This is a genomic window from Pseudomonas sp. P5_A12 (genome assembly GCF_056400685.1).
Window position 1 is genome coordinate 1 of sequence record NZ_JBFUKU010000084.1, and the last position, 20,681, is coordinate 20,681.

Genomic DNA, 20,681 nt, shown 5'->3' on the forward strand with positions numbered 1-20,681 from the left:
GATTTCTTCAGCTTCTTCATCGGCATCCAGCCACACACCCAGGCCGCCGTCGCGGGCCTTGAGCATGCGGCTGTGTTCGCGCCACAACTGCAGCGGGACGATCAGGTCGTCGCAGTTGCTGATCTCGTCAATGTTGAAATCCTTGGGCAGCAAGTGCCAGGTTTCGTCGACGACCTCGTTGTTTTTAATGATTCGCTGCATAGACGCGCTCCTTGAAGAGGTCGATACCAATACGTTGATAGRTGTCGATGAAGCGTTCGTCTTCGGTACGTTGTTCGATGTACACGTCGATCAGCTTTTCGATCACGTCAGGCATGACTTCCTGGGCAAAGGACGGGCCAAGGATTTTACCCAGGCTGGCGTCACGACTGGCGCTGCCACCGAGGGACACCTGGTAGAACTCTTCGCCTTTCTTGTCCACCCCGAGGATGCCGATATGGCCGACGTGGTGGTGACCACAGGCGTTCATGCAACCGGAGATGTTCAGGTCCAGTTCACCGATGTCGAACAGGTAGTCCAGGTCATCGAAGCGACGCTGGATCGATTCGGCGATCGGGATCGACTTGGCGTTGGCCAGCGAGCAGAAATCACCGCCSGGGCAGSAGATSATGTCGGTCAGCAAGCCAATGTTCGGCGTGGCGAAACCTTGCTCGCGCAACTCGCCCCACATCGCGAACAGTCGGGACTGCTCCACGTCGGCCAGAATGATGTTCTGTTCGTGTGAAGTGCGCAGTTGACCGTAGCTGTAGCGATCCGCCAGGTCGGCCACGGCGTCGAGCTGCTTGTCGGTGATGTCGCCCGGTGCGACACCGGTTGGCTTCAGGGACAGGGTCACGGCCACATAGCCCGGCTTCTTGTGCGCCAGGGTATTGCGCGTGCGCCAGCGGGCGAAGCCTGGGTGCTGCTGGTCGAGCTCGACCAGTTCGGCGGTCTGGTTGTCCAGGGCCTTGTAGTCCGGGTCAACGAAGTGCTTGGCGACGCGATGCACTTCGGCTTCGGTCAGCGTGGTCTGGCCACCACGAAGGTGTTCCATTTCCGCGTCGACCTTTTGCGCGAAGACTTCAGGCGTCAGCGCCTTGACCAGAATCTTGATCCGCGCCTTGTACTTGTTGTCGCGACGGCCATAGCGGTTGTAGACCCGCAGGATGGCGTCGAGGTAGCTCAACAGGTCTTGCCACGGCAGGAATTCATTGATGAACGCACCCACCACCGGCGTACGGCCCAGGCCACCGCCGACCAATACACGGAAGCCCAGCTCGCCTGCGGCGTTGTGCACGGGCTCAAGGCCGATGTCATGGACTTCGATGGCGGCACGGTCAGACGTCGAACCGTTGACCGCGATCTTGAATTTACGCGGCAGGTAGGCGAATTCCGGGTGGAACGTGGTCCACTGACGGACGATCTCGCACCATGGGCGCGGATCGATCAATTCATCGGCGGCGACACCGGCGAACTGGTCGGTGGTGACGTTACGCAGGCAGTTGCCGCTGGTCTGGATTGCGTGCATCTGCACGGTCGCCAGTTCAGCCAGAATGTCCGGAATGTCTTCCACGGCCGGCCAGTTGAACTGCACGTTCTGCCGGGTGCTGATATGGGCATAGCCTTTGTCATAGTCGCGGGCAATCTTGGCCATCATTCGCACTTGGCGCGAAGTCAGTTGGCCGTAAGGCACCGCCACACGCAACATCGGCGCGAAACGCTGGATATAGAGCCCGTTTTGCAAGCGCAGGGGGCGGAATTCTTCTTCGCTCAGCTCCCCTGCCAGATAGCGTCGGGTCTGATCACGGAACTGCTTGACGCGGTCCTCGATGATCCGCTGATCGTATTCGTCGTATACGTACATATAAGTCCTGTTCTCAGGCTTGGGTCGCTCGGATACAGCTGCGTTTTTGTGCTTGCCGCAGTCCAAGAACCTCTGCAATTCTGCGCGCACGGCCGCGCTCTCCCTACGGAGCCGGGGCAAGATACCAGTTTGCGGTTATGCGCAAAAGTGATGTTTGAGTATATGTAAAGAACCAAAGCGACTAACACGAAACATTATGACTAAACCCTCATTTGTGGTGCGGGCAATCGTCGTCTTTACTGTGGTCGAGTCTTTATGCAATCACCGATAAAACCGACAAGAGGCGATGCAATGAGCAACCCTACCAAAGCTACAAAGCCTGACAGTACGGTCGATGCTTGGGCGATCCTGTTTCTGATCATCCTGGTCGTGGGCACCGCGGTATTCTGGGTCAGCCATCAATAACCAACCCCGTCCGGGTCCCGGTCCGAGGATTGTCGGACAAAAACAGGAATAAACGCCGTTTTGCGGAATTTCACTGGCTATAATGCGCGGCGGAATTTTCGGGGCTCGGACGCTAATGTTGAAGTTTTTCTACACCTTCCTGCTGATGCTATGCGCGGCTTACGGACCGGTTGCGCGTGCGGAATCGGTGCTGTTCCTGAGTCCGGGGAAGTCTCAAGAAGCCTTCTGGATCAGCTACGCGCAATTCATGCAGGCCGCCGCCCGGGATCTGAGCATCGACTTGCAGATTCTCTATTCCCAACGCATGCCCGAGCTCACCGTGGCGCAAGCACGCCGGGCGTTGCAAGGTCCTGACCGGCCGGACTATCTGGTGTTCGTCAACGAACAGTACGTTGCCCCGCAAATCCTGCGACTGGCGCAAGGCAGTGGCGTGAAGTTGTTTATGGTCAACTCGTCGCTGACGGCCAATCAATTGAGCCTGCTGGGTGATCGCCCCGATCGCCTGGGCAGTCTGGTGCCCAACGACGAGGAGGGCGGCTACCAGATGCTCAAGGAGTTGATTCGTTTGCATCCGCCTGCCGCACCCGGTCAGTTCATTGAACTGCTGGCTTTTTCCGGTCTGAAGATCACTTCCTCGGCGCAACTGCGCGAACACGGCATGATGCGCGCGCTGTCCGAGCATCCGGAAGTGCGTCTGCGGCAAATGGTTTACAGCGGCTGGACCCGAGAGCGCGCTTATGAACAGGCAAAGTTGCTGTTTCGGCGCTATCCGAATGTCTCGCTGATATGGTCAGCCAACGACGAAATGGCCTTTGGCGCAATGCAGGCATTTTCGGAAGAAAGGGGTGGTAAACCCGGTAAGGATGCCTTGTTCAGCGCAGTCAATGCCTCGCCCGCCGCGTTACAGGCGAAAGTCGATGGAACGTTGAGCGTGTTGTTGGGCGGGCACTTCACATTGGGCGGCTGGGCACTGGTGCAGTTGCATGACGTGGATCAGGGCGTGGACCTCAGCCAGTACGGCGGCCGTGACCGGCAGGTGCCGCTTCTGCAACTCGTGGACAAGGCGACAGCCAGGCGAATGCTGGCCAAGGGTGATTCGCCAGATTACGGTGTGAGTTTTCGCCGTATGTCGGCTAAAGGACAGCCAACGTCCTATCGTTACCCGTTCAACCTGCAAACATTGATGCGCTAAACCCCGGCCAGATGCACCACCAGCTGCACGATGCCGTACAGGGTCAAGGCGAACACTGCGGTGAATAAAATCCCCAGAATCACGAAATGACTCGGTTTGCCGTGAGTGAAATCCCGGGCCCGATTCTTCCCGCTCTGCACTCCGAACGCGGCGGCCATGATGCTGTGCAGCATCTGCCAGAAGGTTGGCGGCTTGTTGTCGACTGGATCGTCCATAAATCCCTCGTCACGTGTGTGTGCCCTAAGCATAGACCTACGGCCGACACAAACAACTGAGGGAAACAATTGTGGGAGCGAGCCTGCTCGCGATAGCGGCCTGACAGTCAATATTGTTTTGACTGAAAGGGCCCCAGCGCGAGCAGGCTCGCTCCCACAGTGAATTGCGGCTGGCCACGGAGTTGTGGCCAACCGGACAGGTTAGTTGTCGTAACCCAGGTTTGGCGCCAACCAGCGCTCGGTCACGCTCAACTCCTGACCTTTACGCGACGTGTAGCTCTGCACCTGATCCTTGTCGATCTTGCCCACGGCAAAGTATTGCGCCTGCGGGTGTGCAAAGTACCAACCGCTGACGGCTGCGGCGGGGAACATCGCGTAGTGCTCGGTGAGGAACACGCCGCTGCGGCCAGCCTTCAGCTCCTCGGCTTCCGGATCCAGCAGTTTGAACAACGTGGACTTCTCGGTGTGATCCGGGCAGGCCGGGTAGCCTGGGGCAGGGCGGATGCCGGTGTATTGCTCTTTGATCAGCGCTTCGTTGTCGAGCGTCTCGTCCTTGGCGTAACCCCAGTAGTCTTTACGGACCTGCTGGTGCAGCCATTCGGCGCAGGCTTCGGCCAAGCGGTCGGCCAAGGCCTTGACCATGATCGAGTTGTAATCGTCGCCGGCGTCCTGATACGCCTTGGCCACTTCTTCGGCGCCAATGCCGGCGGTGGTGATGAACCCGCCCACGTAGTCGGTGACTTCGCTGTCTTTCGGCGCGACGAAGTCGGCCAGGGAGAAGTTCGGCTTGCCGTCGGTCTTGATGATCTGCTGGCGCAGGTGATGCAGCTTGGCAATCGCCTTGCCGTCATCGCCGTAGACTTCAATGTCATCGTCACGCACCTGGTTGGCCGGCCAGAAGCCGAACACCGCTCGGGCGCTGATGAGTTTTTCGTCGATCAGCTTGGCGAGCATTTCCTGGGCATCGGCGTACAGCGCCGTCGCGGCTTCACCAACCACTTCATCCTCGAGAATGCGCGGGAATTTGCCGGCCAGGTCCCAGGAGATAAAGAACGGCGTCCAGTCGATGTATTCGGCCAGAACCTTGAGGTCGATGTTGTCCAGCACTTTGGCGCCGGTAAACGTCGGTTTGACCGGCTCGTAAGTGCCCCAGTCGAACTGCGGCTTCTTGGCGATGGCCGCCGGGTAGCTCAGGCGTTCGGTGCGGGCGCTGCGGTTGGCAGTACGTTCGCGAACGTCGATGTATTCCAGGCGGGTTTTCTCGACGAACGCCGGTTTCAATTCCTTGGACAGCAACTGCGTCGCCACGCCCACGGCGCGGGAGGCGTCGGTCACGTAGATCACAGCGTCGTTGCTGTACTTCGGCTCGATCTTCACCGCCGTGTGGGCTTTGGAGGTGGTCGCACCACCGATCATCAGCGGCAGGTAGAAGTCCTGACGCTGCATTTCGCGGGCAACGTGGACCATTTCATCCAGCGAAGGCGTGATCAGGCCGGACAGGCCGATGATGTCGCACTTCTGCTCTTTGGCCACTTGCAGGATTTTTTCTGCCGGGACCATCACGCCGAGGTCGACGATGTCGTAACCATTGCAACCCAGCACCACGCCGACGATGTTTTTGCCGATGTCGTGCACGTCGCCTTTGACCGTCGCCATGAGGATCTTGCCCTTGGCTTCGGGCTTGTCGCCTTTTTCCAGTTCGATGAACGGGATCAAGTGGGCCACGGCCTGCTTCATCACACGGGCGGATTTGACCACCTGTGGCAGGAACATTTTGCCGGCGCCGAACAGGTCGCCGACGATGTTCATGCCGGACATCAGCGGGCCTTCGATTACTTCAATCGGGCGAGCAAAGGACTGGCGCGATTCTTCGGTGTCTTCAACGATATGCGTGGTAATGCCCTTGACCAGCGCATGCTCCAGACGCTTGTTGACCGGCCAGCCGCGCCATTCTTCGGTCTCGGCTTCCTTGACGCTGCCGTCGCCCTTGTACTTGTCGGCGATGGCGAGGAGGGCGTCGGTGCCTTCCGGGGTGCGGTTGAGAATCACGTCTTCGACGGCGTCGCGCAACTCTTGCGGGATCTGGTCGTAGATCTCCAGCTGACCGGCGTTGACGATGCCCATGGTCAGGCCGTTGCGGATCGCATACAGCAGGAACACCGAGTGAATTGCCTCGCGCACCGGGTTGTTGCCACGGAACGAGAACGACACGTTGGACACGCCACCCGAGGTCAGCGCATACGGCAGCTCGTCGCGGATGTAGGCGCAGGCGTTGATGAAGTCCACGGCGTAGTTGTTGTGTTCTTCAATGCCGGTGGCCACGGCGAAGATGTTCGGGTCGAAGATGATGTCTTCCGGCGGGAAGCCGACTTCGTTGACCAGAATGTCGTAGGAACGTTTGCAGATTTCTTTCTTGCGCGCTTCGGTGTCGGCCTGGCCGGCTTCGTCGAACGCCATCACGACAACAGCCGCGCCGTAGCGCTTGCACAGTTTGGCGTGGTGAATGAACTGCTCGACACCTTCTTTCATGCTGATCGAGTTGACGATGCCCTTGCCCTGGATGCACTTGAGGCCGGCTTCGATCACTTCCCACTTCGAGGAGTCGATCATGATCGGCACGCGGGAGATGTCCGGCTCGCCGGCAATCAGATTGAGGAAGGTCACCATGGCCTTCTTCGAATCGAGCATCCCTTCGTCCATGTTGATGTCGATCACCTGCGCGCCGGCTTCGACCTGCTGCAGGGCGACTTCCAGGGCTTCGGTGTAGTTGTCTTCACGGATCAAACGAGCAAATTTGGCGGAACCGGTGATGTTGGTCCGTTCGCCGACGTTGACGAACAACGAGCTGCGATCGATGGTGAACGGTTCCAGGCCCGAGAGGCGGCAGGCCTTGGGGATTTCCGGAATTTGACGCGGGGCGTAACCGGCCACGGCTTTGGCGATGGCTTCGATGTGGCCCGGGGTGGTGCCGCAGCAGCCGCCGACAATGTTCAGGAAGCCGCTTTGGGCGAACTCTTCGATGACTTTGGCAGTGTCCACCGGCAGCTCGTCGTATTCGCCGAATTCGTTCGGCAGACCCGCATTCGGGTGCGCGGAAACATGGGTGCCGGCCTTGTTCGACAGCTCTTCCAGATACGGACGCAGCTCGCTGGCACCCAGGGCGCAGTTCAGACCGACCGAGATCGGTTTGGCGTGGGCCACGGAGTTCCAGAACGCTTCGGTGGTCTGGCCGGAGAGGGTGCGGCCGGAGGCGTCGGTGATGGTGCCGGAAATCATGATCGGCAGCTCGATGCCCAGTTCTTCGAACACGCCCTGCACAGCGAAGATCGCCGCTTTGGCGTTCAGGGTATCGAAGATGGTTTCGATCAGGATCAGGTCGGCGCCGCCTTCGATCAGGCCTTTGGTGGATTCGGTGTAGTTTTCCACCAGCTCATCAAAGGTCACGTTGCGGTAGCCGGGATTGTTCACATCTGGCGACAGCGAGCAGGTGCGGCTGGTCGGGCCCAGTACGCCGGCGACGAAGCGCGGCTTGTCCGGGGTTTCCAGGGTCTTGGCGTCGGCGACCTTGCGGGCCAGGCGTGCGCCTTCGACGTTTAACTCGTACGCCAGGCCTTGCATGCCGTAGTCGGCCAGGGAAATCTGGGTGGCGTTGAAGGTGTTGGTTTCGAGGATATCGGCGCCGGCATCCAGGTAGGCTTTCTCGATGCCGCCAATCACATCCGGGCGCGTCAGCACCAACAGATCGTTGTTGCCTTTGACATCGCTTGGCCAGTCAGCAAAGCGTTTGCCACGGTAATCCTGTTCTTCGAGCTTGTAGCTCTGGATCATCGTGCCCATGCCGCCATCGAGAATCAGGATGCGCTCTTTGAGGGCGTGCTTGAGAGCTTGAAGGCGAACACTGCGATCGGACATTTGGACTACTCGGAAAGGCCATGACGAAGGGGCGGGATCATAGCAAACCTGTGCGCTTTTAGAGCATGTCCCGGTTTTGCATGAATATCGTTCATGTTGGTACGGCCGTCCACCCGGTAGAATCGCGGCGATTTTTCATGATCGGGACCAGGGATATGTCGTATCGCGTCATCATCAGCATGTTCATGCTGTTTCTAAGCTGGGACGCCGTTGCGCAAGGTCCGGCCATTTCCTCTACTATTTCCTACAGCCGTGACATTCAACCGATCTTTACCGAAAAGTGCGTCGCCTGCCACGCATGCAACGACGCTGCCTGTCAGCTCAATCTGGGCAGTGGTGAAGGGGCAGCCCGTGGTGCGACGAAAGTCCCGGTCTACGATGGCGATCGCGTCACCGCCGCCGCACCGACCCGGCTGTTTTACGATGCTTCTGGCAAGCAAGCCTGGCAGCAAAAGGGATTTTTTCCTGTGCTTGACGCCCAAGGCAGTCAGGCTGCGTTGATGGCGCGGATGCTTGAACTGGGCCACAAAACCCCGTTGCAACCCAATGCCAAGTTGCCGCAAGACATCGTACTGGGGCTGAACCGGGAAAATGTGTGCGCCATGCCAGCGGAATTCGACCGCTACGCCAGTTCGCATCCCAAAGAGGGTATGCCGCTCGCCGTCACCGGCCTGACCGATCAGCAATACCAGACGCTGCAACGCTGGCTGGCGTCGGGTGCGCCGATTGATGAGCAGGGGCTGGTACCAAGCGCGAAAGAAGCGTTGCAGGTGGTGCAGTGGGAAAACCTGCTCAACGCGCCGGGCTCCCGGCAAAGCCTGGTGGCGCGCTGGCTGTTCGAGCACTGGTTTCTTGCCCATATCTATTTCAAGGATGGCGAGCCAGGGCACTTCTTCCAGTGGGTGCGTTCGCGTACGCCCACCGGTCAGCCGATTGACCTGATCTCCACACGCCGACCCAATGACGACCCCGGCACTCAGGTGTATTACCGTCTGTGGCCGGTGCAGGGTGTGATTGTGCAGAAGACCCACATCACCTATCCGCTGAGTGCGGCGAAGATGGCGCGGGTCAATAGCCTGTTTTACAGCGGCAACTGGCAGGTCGACGCCTTGCCGGGTTACGGGCCGGAGCGGCGGGCCAATCCGTTTGCCACGTTTGAAGCAATCCCGGCGCAGGCGCGCTATCAATTCATGTTGGATAACGCCGAGTACTTCGTGCGCACCTTCATTCGCGGCCCGGTGTGCCGTGGCCAGATTGCCACTGATGTGATCCGMGATAACTTCTGGGCGCTGTTCCAGGCTCCTGATCACGACCTCTATGTGATCGACCCCAACTATCGCGGCCAGGCCACGCCGTTGCTGGCCATGCCCGGCCAAAACGATGACGTCGGCAGCGTCTTGAGCCTGTGGCATGACTACCGCGACAAACGTAATGAGTACGAAGTGCTGCGCCGGGACAGCTACGCCGATGCACCGGCGCCGAGCTGGTCGACTTTGTGGGTGGGAAATGACAACRCGCTGCTGAGCATCTTCCGGCACTTCGACAGTGCTTCGGTGAACAAGGGCCTGATCGGCGATGTGCCGCAAACAATGTGGCTGTTCGACTTCCCGTTGCTGGAGCGCACTTACTATCAACTGGCGGTGAACTTCGATGTGTTCGGCAACGTTTCCCATCAGGCCCAGACCCGTCTGTACTTCGACCTGATCCGTAACGGCGCCGAGCAGAACTTTCTGCGTCTGATGCCGGCCGATTCGCGGGACGGCTACCTTGACGATTGGTACCAGGACGGCGGAAAGGTCAAGATGTGGCTGAACTACGAGGCCATCGATGACGACAAGCCGACCGCGCTAAAACTCGACGAGAAAGACCCCAAGCGCGACTTTGCCATGCAATTGCTGGCCCGTTACGGCGATATGAATGCCAAGCCTGATCCGATCAACCGGTGCTCAGGCGCGTACTGCTCGCGGCCAAATATAGACCCGGCCTTGCAGGACGCCGAACAGGACTTGAGTCGTCTGACTTCGCGACCGGCGGCCGGATTGAAGATGATCGACCAGTTGCCGGAAGCGACGATGTTGCGCATCGAAACCGCGAGCGGTAAACGCGAGGTCTACAGCCTGCTGCGCAACCGTGCCCACAGCAACGTGGCGTTCTTGCTCGGCGAGTCGTTGCGCTATCAGCCGGGGCTCGACACCCTGACCATTTTCCCGGGCGTACTCAGTAGTTATCCGAACTTCATGTTCAATATTCCAGCCGGCCAGGTGCCGGCCTTCGTCGATGCGATGGAAAGCGCCAAGGATACCGAGAGCTTCGAGAAAATCGTCGAACGTTGGGGGATTCGCCGCAGTCATCCGCAATTCTGGTTCTATTTCCACGACCTCAGCCAGTACGTCCACGAGACTGACCCGGTGGAAGAGGGCGTGCTGGACATGAATCGCTACGAAAACCTCTAAAGCTACGCGATCCCTGTGGGAGCGGGCTTGCCCGCGAAGGCGTCAGAACTATCAACATTTATGCTGAATGTGACGGCCCCTTCGCGGGCAAGCCCGCTCCTACAGTGGATCAACGTTTCTTTCCCGACAAAAATACTAGGACTTTGTACGGCGCGTCGATTGGCGTAAACTGCGCCCAAGCCTGCGAGGAGTTTCCATGACCGCTATAACCATTACCGACGCCGCCCACGATTATCTGGCTGACCTGCTCTCCAAGCAGAACACCCCGGGTATCGGCATCCGCGTCTTTATCACCCAGCCTGGCACCCAGTACGCCGAAACCTGCATTGCCTACTGCAAGCCGGGCGAAGAAAAACCTGAAGACACGGCGTTGGGGCTGAAAAGCTTCACCGCTTACATCGACTCGTTCAGCGAAGCGTTCCTGGACGATGCGGTGGTCGACTACGCCACCGACCGCATGGGCGGCCAGCTGACCATCAAGGCGCCAAACGCCAAAGTGCCGATGGTCAATGCCGACAGCCCGGTCAACGAGCGCATCAATTACTACCTGCAAACCGAGATCAACCCGGGGCTGGCGAGCCACGGCGGTCAGGTCAGCCTGATCGATGTGGTCGAAGACGGCATCGCCGTGCTGAAATTCGGCGGTGGTTGCCAGGGCTGCGGCCAAGCGGACGTGACCCTGAAGGAAGGCATCGAGCGCACCTTGCTTGAGCGTATTCCTGAGTTGAAAGGTGTGCGCGACGTGACTGACCACACGCAGAAAGAAAACGCCTACTACTAAGGTGTTCGCTGCGAGCATAAAAAACGGCACCCGTGAGTGCCGTTTTTTTTGATCGTTCCCATGCTCCGCGTGGGAATGCAGCCCGGGACGCTCCGCGTCCCATATACGGACGCTCCGCGTCCGTTGAGGCATTCCAACGCAGAGCGTGGGAACGATCATCTCAGGGGCGATACAAATGCGCATGCCCCGCGCGATACAGCGAAGACTCGCTAAACTGGTCACTCCCCAGCACCCGACCCACCAGAATCAACGCCGTACGTCGAAACCCCTTGGCTTCAACCTTCCCGGCAATGTCCTCAAGCGTCCCCACCACCCAATCCTGATCGGGCCAGGTCGCCCGGTGGATCACCGCAATGGGACAGTCCGCGCCGTAATGCGGCACTAGTTCAGCGAGGATTTTTTCCAAGTGATTCACGCCCAAATGAATGGCCATGGTCGCCCCGTGTTGCGCCAGACTGCCGAGCTCTTCCCCTGCCGGCATGGCGGTCTTGTCGGCGTAGCGGGTCAGGATCACGCTCTGCGAAATGTCCGGCAGGGTCAGCTCCGTCCCTAAAAGCGCCGCACACGCCGCCGTCGCCGTGACACCCGGAACGATTTCAAAAGGAATGTCGAGCTCGCGCAGGTAGCGAATCTGCTCACCAATTGCGCCATACAGGCTCGGATCGCCGGAATGCACCCGCGCCACGTCCTGGCTGTTGGCGTGGGCGGTTTTGATCAGCTCGATGATCTGTTCCAGGTGTAATTCCGCGCTGTTGACCACCTGTTCGGCGCGATGGCCTTCCAGCACGGCCGCAGGCACCAAAGAGCCGGCATAGATGATCACCGGGCAGCTGCGAATCAGCCGTTGGCCTTTGACCGTGATCAGTTCCGGGTCGCCGGGCCCTGCGCCAATGAAGTAGACGGTCATCGTCGGTTCCTGTGAAAAAAGAAGATGGGCAAGGCTTCAGATGAAGATTGCTCATGATCAAAAGCGCGATTATCGGGGATTTTACGCAGCGCCCGCCAATGCCAGGGTCGCTTGAGCAAATTTTTGTCGAGGGATCAGCAGTTTTGCTGGCGCCTGAGCCAGCTGTTCGGCCAGTGCCAGGGCGGCACTTTCCGCTACGCCGTAGCAGCCGGTGCGTTCGAATGCGATCTGCGAATGATGGCTGAGTCTGGAGTGATACCCGGTCAGTTGTTCACTGCTGAAATACATCAGCGGCAACGCGAGGTGCTCCGCGAGCTCAACCAGGCCAGGTTCATCACGCTTCAAATCGATGCTGGCCAGCGCCTTGATCTCATGAAGTCCGATTTGATGTGCCTGTAATGCCTGATCGAGCAATGCCCGCAAGGTACTGGCTGGGCAGCCGCGCTGGCAGCCCAGGCCGACCACGAGTGTCGGCGCTGTGCCAGCCTCTGTCATGCGTGGTATTGACCATCGCTTTTGCGACGGAACAACCAGGCACTGATCAGGCCCAGGGCCAGCCAGAACGCCACGTTGGTCAACTGCGAAGCGATCTTGAACTGAGTTTCCAGGGCTTGCGGTGCGAGCATCGAATGCACGTCCGGTTGTGGCGCGCCGATCACGTGCGGAACAGCCAGAATCGCCACCCCCAGCATCTTCATCAGCCAATGACGGCTGAACACGATCAAGGCAATGCCGACAGCGGTGGAGGCGGCAGTGCCAATCCACCACATTTGCCGTTGAGCCAGATCCGCTGCCGCAGTGCCCGGCAGTTCCGGCGGCAGGCCAAGAGTCGGCGCCAGCACGAAAGTCGCATAACCGGCGAGCCCCCAGAGCAGGCCCTGAGACGTTTTGGTCGGTGCGCGAAGGGTGTACAGGCCGGCGAGCATAAGGGCAAAACCGACGGCCACCACCAGGTTGCCGCCGGTGGTCGACAGCACGCGCTGCCAGCCATCTTCCGGCTCCCAGGCCTCGGCGTCGTGGGTGTGGCCGGCCATGGCGCCATCGGCGTGTTCATGGGGTTGAACCACAGCAGGTTCGGATTTTTCGTAGGTTTCCGCCTGAACAATCAACGGTGCGACCCAGAAACTTTGCAGCAGGGTCAGCAGCAGGGCGGCCAGCAGCCCGCTGAACCCTGCGGTTTGCGCAATACGCTTGAACATGTCGGCAGCTCTCAATGGCACGGGAAAGCGGCGCTGTGACGGGTATCGTGCGCGGCATTGTGCACCGCTTCGATGTGCGAGAAACCGGCGAAATACACAAGGCACGCGCCCAGGATCGACGCACAAACGGCGGCGGTCAGGCGTTGAGTCAGGGTTGTGGTGGTGCTGGCGGTGCTCTTGTCCGTGTTGCTGCCGGTACTGCTGATGATCGACATGGCGCTTCCCTCTGGTCTGTCAGCGGGTGAATAGAGCGCATGGAAAACCCCTGCGAGTCGGGCACGCAGACGTTCTAACAGCGCCCGCCCACCGCGGGTTTGTTGTTCAGTGACCGAAAAGGTCACTTTGTGTTGCGGGCCGGTCTCCGGGCTCACGAGGGGCGCAGGCTTTCGCCTTGACCTGCAAGCATCACCTTCCCATGCCGAACTGCTGGCACAGTGGATTTGATGCTTCGCTCGCTTACCGTTGCGGGGGCAGCACCGGACTGACATGGCTTTGAGTAAAGCACATGATTCACCGGTTTCCCGTTTCACCCTGTGAAGGGCACCCGTAACAAAGTGCGTAGGAGAGCATGGCGGGGGATTCGCGTCAATTGGCAAGGGTTCTCAACTTGGCACCGAGTCGACTTCATCGCGAGCAGGCTCGCTCCCACAGGGGAATGCGATCAACTGTGGGAGCGAGCCTGCTCGCGATGGGGCCAGTCAGGGCACTACAAGACATTGACCCGCCCCAGCGCGATGCGTAGCCTTGCGCATTCGAGGTTCTTCGGCGCATGCCGAAGCTAAGAAGGGAACGCGGTCAATGCCGCGGCTGCCCCCGCAACTGTGAACGGTTCAGTTTCTGCCATGCCACTGCATGCGCCAGTCATGGCGCGAGCGGGAAGGCGCAGCAACCGCCAGTCAAACGACTGGCCAGCCGTCAGCCAGGAGACCTGCCTCGACACAGATTCTCACTTTCAACCGGGCGGGGTGATCCGGTGGCGAACTCTTCAGGCATGCGCGTGCGCGTTGCCGGTCCTCGTCCCGTATGCCCGCCACCTTGCCAAAGGGCATCCGATGAAAACACTGGCCAAACTCCCCGTCACTATCGTTACCGGCTTCCTCGGTTCGGGCAAAACCACCTTGCTGCGGCACATGCTTGACAACGCTCAGGGCCGTCGCATTGCGGTGATCGTCAACGAGTTTGGCGAGTTGGGCATCGACGGTGAAATCCTCAAGCAGTGCACCATCGGCTGCACCGAAGAAGAAGCCAACGGTCGCGTGTATGAATTGGCCAACGGCTGCCTGTGCTGCACCGTCCAGGAAGAATTTTTCCCGGTGATGCGTGAACTGGTGGCCCGTCGCGGTGAACTCGACCATATTCTCATCGAAACCTCGGGCCTGGCCCTGCCCAAGCCGCTGGTTCAAGCCTTCCAATGGCCGGAAATCCGCAGCGCCTGTACCGTTGACGCAGTCATCACCGTGGTCGACAGCCCGGCCGTGGCCGCAGGCACCTTCGCCGCATTCCCGGATCAGGTCGACGCCCAGCGCAAACTTGACCCGAACCTGGACCACGAATCGCCGCTGCACGAATTGTTCGCCGACCAACTGGCCAGCGCCGACCTGGTGATCCTCAACAAGGCTGACCTGATCAGCCCTGAAGACCTGGCCCGCGTGCGCCTCGAAGTCGCCGAAGAATTGCCGCCAGCGGTAAAAGTCATCGAAGCCAGCAGCGGTCGTCTGCCACTGGACGTGTTGATCGGCCTCGGTRCCGGTTCCGAAGAACACATCGACAGCCGTCACAGCCACCACGATCATCACCATGAAGGTGAAGACGATCACGACCACGACGCTTTCGATTCCATTTCCATCGAATTGCCGCAAGCCGACGAAAGCCTGCTGATGGACGCGCTGACGCAACTGGTGGTCAAGCACGGCATCCTGCGCGTCAAAGGTTTCGCCGCCATCCCGAACAAGCCGATGCGTTTGCTGATTCAGGGCGTGGGCACACGTTTCGACAAGCACTTTGACCGTCAGTGGGGCGCCGATGAAGCGCGTACCACGCGCCTGGTATTGATTGGCCAGGAACTGGACGCCGCGCAACTCGAAGCGCAATTGCGCGCCGCGCTCAGCGTTTAAGCCATGCATCTGCTCAGGACCCAGCCCGGCGGTTTCGTGTCGGATGACAACATCGCCGACCTTGGACAAACCCCCGCCGAGCTGGTGATCCTGTGCAGCGGCGATTCCAGCCTCGCGCTGCTCGCCGAAGCCGCGCAGCAACTGCCCGATGACTACCCCTGCGTGCGCCTGGCCAACCCGATGCAGGTGCAGAATCACGCCTCGGTCGATCTGTACGTCGACAAAGTGTTGCGCCACGCCAAGGTGATCCTGATCTCGCTGCACGGCGGCATCGCCTATTGGCGGTATGGCGTCGAGCGTTTGGTGCAATTGTCCGAACGGGGCGTGCAGTTGATTCTGGTACCGGGCGATGATCGACCGGACCCAGAGCTCAGCGATCTCAGCACGGTGCCTGCGGAAGACCGCGACCGGCTCTGGCAGTTTCTGCGTCAGGGCGGCATGGGCAATGCCCTGGACTTTTTCCGTTGTCTGGCCAGTCGTTGGCTGGACCGCGATTACGCCTGGGCCGAGCCGCAAGTTTTGCCGCGCACGGCGATTTACCACCCGCACAAAAGCCCCGCTGAACTGAAGGACTGGCAAGCCGACTGGCAAACCGATCAGCCGGTGGCGGCGGTGCTGTTTTACCGCTCGCATTTGCAGGCGGCCAATACCGGTTTTATTGATATTTTCTGCCAGCGCTTGCAAGCGGCCGGGTTAAACCCTTTGCCGATTGCCGTGGCCAGTTTGAAAGAGCCCGGCTGCCTGACGGTGGTCGAGGATTGGCTGGATGAAGTCGAGGCGGGGGTGATTTTGAACACCACCGGTTTCGCTCAATCCAGCCCCGAAGCCCCGCACCTGCGACCGTTTCGCCGCAATATCCCGGTGATCCAGGCGATCTGCGCCCAGGACAACGAGCCCGGTTGGCGCGCCAGCGAGCAGGGCCTCGGTCCGCGCGACTTGGCGATGCACATCGCGTTGCCGGAACTGGACGGCCGAATCATCAGCCGTCCGATCAGCTTCAAGGACCTGGCGTGGCGTAGCGAGCGTAGTCAGTCCGATGTGGTGTGCTATCGACCACAGCCGGAACGCATGGATTTTGTCGCAGAACTGGCGCGCCGCTGGATTGATCTGGCGCGGGTGCCGAACAACGAAAAAAGCATCGCCCTGATCCTTGCCAACTACCCGACCCGTGATGGACGCATCGGCAATGGCGTCGGCCTCGACACCCCGGCCGCCGCGTTGAACATCCTGCGTGCGCTGCATAAAGAAGGTTATCCGCTGCCGGCTGAATTGCCGGACAGCGGCACCGCACTGATCCAGCAATTGCTCGGCGGCGTCAGCAACGACCTCGACACCCTCGACCAGCGTCCATGTCATCAAAGCCTCGCGCTGGACGATTACAAGCGGATGTTCGACGCCTTGCCCGCTGCCAATCGCCAAGCAGTGCTGGAACGCTGGGGCACGCCCGAAGGCGACCCGATGTACCGTGGCGAACGGATGATGATCGCTGGTCTGCGCTTCGGTCTGACTTTCGTCGGCATTCAACCGGCACGGGGTTATCAGGTGGACCCGAGCGCGGTGTATCACGATCCGGACCTGGTGCCGCCGCACGGCTATCTGGCGTTCTACTTCTGGTTGCGCAACACCTACGGTGCCCACGGTGTGATTCACGTCGGCAAGCATGGCAACCTCGAATGGCTGCCGGGCAAAGGCGTGGGGTTGTCGGAAAGCTGCTGGCCGGACGCACTGCTCGGGCCGCTGCCGAACATTTATCCGTTTATCGTCAACGATCCGGGCGAGGGCGCGCAGGCCAAACGCCGCACCCAGGCGGTGATCATCGACCACCTGATGCCGCCGCTGACCCGCGCCGAAACCTACGGGCCCCTGCGCAACCTTGAACTGCTGGCCGACGAATATTACGAAGCGCAATTGCTCGATCCGCGCCGCGCCCGGGAGTTGCAGCGCGACATCCTGCAACTGGTGCGAGAGACGCACATCGATCGGGAACTGCAACTGGACGATAAACTCGACAGCGAAGCCGATGCGGCGATCTGGTTGCCGCGCCTGGACACCTACCTGTGTGATTTGAAGGAATCGCAGATTCGCGATGGCCTGCACATCTTCGGTGAGTCACCGACCGGGCGCTTGCGTATCGACACGTTGGTGGCCTTGCTGCGGATTCCGCGAGGTGATGGTCGTGGCGCGCAATCGAGTGTGCTGCGGGCGTTGGCCAAGGCGTTCGAGTTGGGGTTCGATCCGCTGGATTGTGCGTTGGCCGAGCCTTGGACCGGGCCGCGGCCTGCTGAATTACACACACTCACAGATGAACCCTGGCGCACAGCCGGTGACACCCGTGAACGCCTGGAACTGTTCGCCGCACAACTCATCACCCAAACTCTGAATGCTGAACCCGATCCCTGTGGGAGCGAGCCTGCTCGCGAAAGCGGTAGGTCAATCGACATCAATGTTGAATGTTCAACCGCTTCGCGAGCAGGCTCGCTCCCACAGGAGGCAGGTTGGTCAGAAGTGCATGCGATCATCGAAAGTCTGCGCGAAGTCGTCGCCCCACGCCTTGATGCCTGCGGCCCAGCCGAAATGCGCGGCCTTCTCGATGCATTGAGCGGCCGTTTTGTCCCCGCCGGCCCCAGCGGCGCACCGAGTCGCGGTCGTCTGGACGTGCTGCCCACCGGGCGCAATTTCTACTCGGTGGATGTGCGCAACCTGCCAACCACCACCGCGTGGCGCATCGGCTTCCAGTCGGCGAACCTGATCCTCGAACGCCATCTGCAAGACCACGGCGATCACCTGCGCCAGCTCGGCCTGTCGGTCTGGGGCACCGCGACCATGCGCACCGGCGGCGACGACATCGCCCAAGCCATGGCGCTGATGGGCGTGCGTCCGGTCTGGGCGACCGGCAGTCAGCGGGTCGACGATTTCGAAATCCTGCCGCTGAGCTTGCTCGACCGCCCGCGCGTGGACGTGACCTTGCGCGTCTCCGGGTTCTTCCGTGATGCCTTTGCCAACCTGATCCGCTTGTTCGACGCGGCCGTGCAAGCGGTCGCGGCACTGGACGAGCCGGATGACCTCAACCCTCTGGCCGCCAAAGTGCGAGCCGAGCGAGAAGCGTTGATACAGTCGGGCCTGGATGAAGACGCCGCGAACCGTCAAGCCGGCTGGCGAATCTTTGGTGCCAAACCCGGTGCCTATGGCGCGGGTGTACAGGGCGCCATCGACGGTCGTCTGTGGCAAAGCCGTGAAGATCTTGCCGAGGTTTACCTGAACTGGGGTGGCTACGCTTACGGCGGGTCCGATGAAGGCACCGCCGCCCGCGATCAATTCGCCCAGCGCCTGAGCCAGGTGCAAGCGGTGCTGCAAAACCAGGACAACCGAGAGCACGACTTGCTCGATTCCAACGACTATTACCAATTCCAGGGTGGCATGCTCGCCGCCGTGGAAAGCCTCAGCGGTGAGGCAGCGGCCAGTTACCACGGCGATCACAGTCAGCCGGATTTGCCGAAGATCCGTACCCTGAAGGAAGAGCTTAACCGGGTGATCCGCTCCCGGGCGGCCAATCCAAAGTGGATCGAAGGGGTCAAGCGTCATGGCTACAAAGGCGCGTTTGAACTGGCGGCGACGGTCGATAACCTGTTTGCGTTCGACGCCACCACACAATTGATTGACGATCACCAGTACGCGTTGCTGGCCGACGCCTATTTGCTCGACCCGGCGACTCGGGAGTTTGTTCGCGAACACAATCCGCATGCCCTGCGTGACATGACCGAACGGATGCTGGAAGCGCAGCAGCGGGGGATGTGGAAGGAACCGGGCGAATACCGCGAGGCCTTGGAAAACTTGCTGCTGGATATAGAAGAAGATTCTTGAGGGCATGATCGTTCCCACGCGGAGCGTGGGAACGATCACATTACCGACCACACACGAGACCCGACATGACCGACACCCCACATTTCCCCTTATCCGCCGTGGTCGGCGCCGACGACTTGAAACTCGCTTTGTACCTGACCGCCATCGACCCGAAAATCGGCGGTGTGTTGATCGAAGGTCCGCGGGGCATGGCCAAATCCACCCTGGCTCGGGGGCTTGCGGACCTGCTGGCCAGTGGTCAATTCGTCACCTTGCCCCTGGGCGCCACCGAAGAACGATTGGTCGGCACCCTCGACCTCGACGCCGCCCTGAGCGACGGGCGTGCGCAATTTTCTCCCGGCGTGTTGGCCAAGGCCGACGGCGGCGTGCTCTACGTCGATGAAGTCAATCTGCTGCCCGATCACCTCGTCGACCTGTTGCTCGACGTCGCCGCCAGCGGCACCAACCTGATCGAGCGCGACGGCATTTCCCATCGGCATTCGGCGAAGTTTGTGCTGATCGGCACCATGAACCCGGAAGAGGGCGAGCTACGTCCGCAACTGCTCGACCGCTTTGGCCTGAACGTCGCGCTCAGTGGGCACACCGCACCCATCGAGCGCGGCCAGATCATCCGTCGACGACTGGATTTCGACAGCGATCCGCAACGCTTCTGTGCGCAGTGGGAACACCAGCAGCAGTCGTTGCGCGAACGGTGTGAAAAGGCCCGTAGCGTCCTGGCGAGCATCCCCCTCGACGATGAAGCGTTGGCGCTGATCACCGAACGCTGCTTTGCCGCCGGCGTCGATGGCTTGCGCGCTGACCTGGTCTGGCTCCGCGCCGCGCGCGCCCATGCCGCATGGCGCGGTGCAAACGCGATAACTGAAGACGATATCGACGCTGTCGCGGAATTTGCCTTGCGCCATCGTCGCCGCGAGCAATCACCGCCGGCACCGCAACACCATCAGCCGCCGTCTGCACAAAACTCCAACCCGAGCGAAGGCCAGGGCCAATGGGGTGAAATGCCCGCTCAGGCGCTGCCGGTTGGCGCTCGCCGTGAAGTGCCGAGCTGGCCAAAAAAGCCCTAGGCATTCGCCCTCGATCTGATGCGGGGGCGAATGCCAGACCCCGCGCAGGACGGTTGGACAACGGCAAGCAAGGCAAGCGCCACGCCGCGCGCAGTGGCTCGATCGACTGGCCCGGCACCTTGCTCAACGGCCGGCCAAGTCAGCGCAGTGATGTGCTGTTCCACCTGCGTACCCGTAGCGCCCATGAGTTGTGGCTGGTGATCGTCGATGCCTCGGCCTCGACCCGACGTCACCAGGCGTTGAGCGATGCCAAAGGCCTGCTGGCGCAACTGTTCGACGATGCCTACCGCCAGCGCGCGCGGTTGGCGTTGGTGACAGCCAGCGGTCTGGTGCCCAAGTGGCACGTGCAAGGCTTGAAAGCATCATCGGGTTTGCGCGACTGGCTCGATGGCCTGGGGGCGGGCGGCGGTACGCCGTTATTGGCGGCGCTGGGGGAGGCGGGGCGTTGGTTGGTGATTCGGCAAAAGCGCTTTCCAGCCGAACAGCAGCGGGTATTGCTGGTGACGGATGGGCGATTGAAAGAGTGGTCGAGCCTGCCGGTGCTGGAGTGTCCGGGGCTGTTGATTGATATCGAGCGTGGGCCGATTCGGCTCGGGCGGGCGAAGCAGATGGCGGCGGAGTTGCAAGCGGATTATCGGCACATTGATGAGCTGATTCCTGGCTGAATTATTGGCAGCCTGTCCCGGCCCCATCGCGAGCAGGCTCGCTCCCACATGGGAATGCATTCCAAATGTG

General features: G+C 60.5%; 14 protein-coding genes, 1 pseudogene and 2 riboswitches. Of the genes and pseudogenes, 7 read left to right on the plus strand and 8 right to left on the minus strand.

Annotated features, from left to right (window positions below; translation table 11 throughout):
• Window positions 1-201: pseudogene (locus AC1DSG_RS13845) on the minus strand (DUF934 domain-containing protein); the annotation flags it as partial.
• The gene (locus AC1DSG_RS13850) at window positions 185-1,843 is read right to left on the minus strand and encodes a nitrite/sulfite reductase (RefSeq protein WP_477791390.1); all 1,659 of its coding nucleotides are present in this window, start codon (window positions 1,841-1,843) and stop codon (window positions 185-187) included. The pseudogene AC1DSG_RS13845 and the gene AC1DSG_RS13850, both read right to left, overlap by 17 nt.
• A 520-nt stretch (window positions 1,844-2,363) precedes the next feature.
• On the opposite strand from AC1DSG_RS13850, the gene AC1DSG_RS13855 reads away from it, so the two are divergent.
• Window positions 2,364-3,440 carry an ABC transporter substrate-binding protein gene (locus AC1DSG_RS13855; protein ID WP_477791391.1) on the plus strand — a complete coding sequence of 359 codons (1,077 nt, stop codon included), beginning with the start codon at window positions 2,364-2,366 and terminating at the stop codon, window positions 3,438-3,440.
• On the opposite strand, the gene AC1DSG_RS13860 is transcribed toward AC1DSG_RS13855, so the two are convergent.
• Both AC1DSG_RS13860 and metH read right to left on the minus strand, forming a co-directional pair.
• Window positions 3,437-3,655 (minus strand): DUF2970 domain-containing protein, encoded by a 219-nt coding sequence (locus tag AC1DSG_RS13860; RefSeq protein WP_477791392.1) that lies wholly within the window; start codon window positions 3,653-3,655, stop codon window positions 3,437-3,439. The two genes, AC1DSG_RS13855 and AC1DSG_RS13860, sit on opposite strands and share 4 nt — an antisense overlap.
• Window positions 3,656-3,856: 201 nt before the next feature.
• Window positions 3,857-7,567, minus strand: a complete 3,711-nt coding sequence (gene metH / locus AC1DSG_RS13865) for a methionine synthase (RefSeq protein ID WP_477791393.1) — start codon at window positions 7,565-7,567, stop codon at window positions 3,857-3,859.
• A gap of 155 nt (window positions 7,568-7,722) precedes the next feature.
• On the opposite strand from metH, the gene AC1DSG_RS13870 reads away from it, so the two are divergent.
• On the plus strand, window positions 7,723-10,020 hold the full coding sequence (locus AC1DSG_RS13870) for a fatty acid cis/trans isomerase (protein WP_477791394.1): 2,298 nt from the start codon (window positions 7,723-7,725) through the stop codon (window positions 10,018-10,020).
• Between the two features lie 196 nt (window positions 10,021-10,216).
• On the plus strand, window positions 10,217-10,801 hold the full coding sequence (gene nfuA, locus AC1DSG_RS13875; RefSeq protein WP_007946504.1) for a Fe-S biogenesis protein NfuA: 585 nt from the start codon (window positions 10,217-10,219) through the stop codon (window positions 10,799-10,801).
• Between the two features lie 160 nt (window positions 10,802-10,961).
• On the opposite strand, the gene cobM is transcribed toward nfuA, so the two are convergent.
• The 4 genes from cobM to AC1DSG_RS13895 form a co-directional block, all read right to left on the minus strand.
• Window positions 10,962-11,708, minus strand: a complete 747-nt coding sequence (gene cobM / locus AC1DSG_RS13880) for a precorrin-4 C(11)-methyltransferase (protein ID WP_477791395.1) — start codon at window positions 11,706-11,708, stop codon at window positions 10,962-10,964.
• A gap of 81 nt (window positions 11,709-11,789) precedes the next feature.
• Window positions 11,790-12,203 carry a cobalamin biosynthesis protein gene (locus tag AC1DSG_RS13885; RefSeq protein WP_477791396.1) on the minus strand — a complete coding sequence of 138 codons (414 nt, stop codon included), beginning with the start codon at window positions 12,201-12,203 and terminating at the stop codon, window positions 11,790-11,792.
• A complete protein-coding gene (locus AC1DSG_RS13890) occupies window positions 12,200-12,907 on the minus strand; it encodes a CbtA family protein (protein ID WP_477791397.1) in 708 nt (235 codons plus the stop codon). The genes AC1DSG_RS13885 and AC1DSG_RS13890 overlap by 4 nt, the downstream gene beginning before the upstream one ends.
• Window positions 12,908-12,918: 11 nt before the next feature.
• Window positions 12,919-13,122, minus strand: coding sequence for a CbtB domain-containing protein (locus AC1DSG_RS13895; protein WP_477791398.1), 204 nt, complete (start codon window positions 13,120-13,122; stop codon window positions 12,919-12,921).
• Window positions 13,123-13,242: 120 nt separating this feature from the next.
• Window positions 13,243-13,470: riboswitch (cobalamin riboswitch) on the minus strand.
• A 175-nt stretch (window positions 13,471-13,645) separates the two neighbouring features.
• A riboswitch (cobalamin riboswitch) is annotated at window positions 13,646-13,857 on the plus strand.
• Between the two features lie 102 nt (window positions 13,858-13,959).
• On the opposite strand from AC1DSG_RS13895, the gene cobW reads away from it, so the two are divergent.
• The 4 genes from cobW to AC1DSG_RS13915 all read left to right on the plus strand — a co-directional run bounded on the left by cobW (window position 13,960) and on the right by AC1DSG_RS13915 (window position 20,611).
• Entirely contained in the window at window positions 13,960-15,021 is a 1,062-nt protein-coding gene (gene cobW, locus AC1DSG_RS13900) for a cobalamin biosynthesis protein CobW (protein WP_477791399.1), read from the plus strand.
• 3 nt (window positions 15,022-15,024) lie between these two features.
• The gene (gene cobN, locus AC1DSG_RS13905; protein WP_477791400.1) at window positions 15,025-18,882 is read left to right on the plus strand and encodes a cobaltochelatase subunit CobN; all 3,858 of its coding nucleotides are present in this window, start codon (window positions 15,025-15,027) and stop codon (window positions 18,880-18,882) included.
• A gap of 65 nt (window positions 18,883-18,947) precedes the next feature.
• Complete coding sequence (locus tag AC1DSG_RS13910; RefSeq protein WP_477791401.1) at window positions 18,948-19,946, plus strand: magnesium chelatase ATPase subunit I; 999 nt, start codon at window positions 18,948-18,950, stop codon at window positions 19,944-19,946.
• Between the two features lie 119 nt (window positions 19,947-20,065).
• Window positions 20,066-20,611, plus strand: coding sequence for a vWA domain-containing protein (locus AC1DSG_RS13915; protein ID WP_477791402.1), 546 nt, complete (start codon window positions 20,066-20,068; stop codon window positions 20,609-20,611).
• The last annotated feature ends 70 nt before the right edge of the window (window positions 20,612-20,681 follow it).

What these genes read in the sequence shown, in the direction of transcription:
- metH (WP_477791393.1), bottom strand. Translation starts at nt 7,567, where the DNA reads ATGTCCGATCGCAGTGTTCGCCTTCAAGCTCTCAAGCACGCCCTCAAA.
- AC1DSG_RS13890 (WP_477791397.1), bottom strand. Translation starts at nt 12,907, where the DNA reads ATGTTCAAGCGTATTGCGCAAACCGCAGGGTTCAGCGGGCTGCTGGCC.
- AC1DSG_RS13895 (WP_477791398.1), bottom strand. Translation starts at nt 13,122, where the DNA reads ATGTCGATCATCAGCAGTACCGGCAGCAACACGGACAAGAGCACCGCC.
- AC1DSG_RS13910 (WP_477791401.1), top strand. Translation starts at nt 18,948, where the DNA reads ATGACCGACACCCCACATTTCCCCTTATCCGCCGTGGTCGGCGCCGAC.
- AC1DSG_RS13855 (WP_477791391.1), top strand. Translation starts at nt 2,364, where the DNA reads ATGTTGAAGTTTTTCTACACCTTCCTGCTGATGCTATGCGCGGCTTAC.
- nfuA (WP_007946504.1), top strand. Translation starts at nt 10,217, where the DNA reads ATGACCGCTATAACCATTACCGACGCCGCCCACGATTATCTGGCTGAC.
- cobM (WP_477791395.1), bottom strand. Translation starts at nt 11,708, where the DNA reads ATGACCGTCTACTTCATTGGCGCAGGGCCCGGCGACCCGGAACTGATC.
- AC1DSG_RS13860 (WP_477791392.1), bottom strand. Translation starts at nt 3,655, where the DNA reads ATGGACGATCCAGTCGACAACAAGCCGCCAACCTTCTGGCAGATGCTG.
- AC1DSG_RS13885 (WP_477791396.1), bottom strand. Translation starts at nt 12,203, where the DNA reads ATGACAGAGGCTGGCACAGCGCCGACACTCGTGGTCGGCCTGGGCTGC.
- cobN (WP_477791400.1), top strand. Translation starts at nt 15,025, where the DNA reads ATGCATCTGCTCAGGACCCAGCCCGGCGGTTTCGTGTCGGATGACAAC.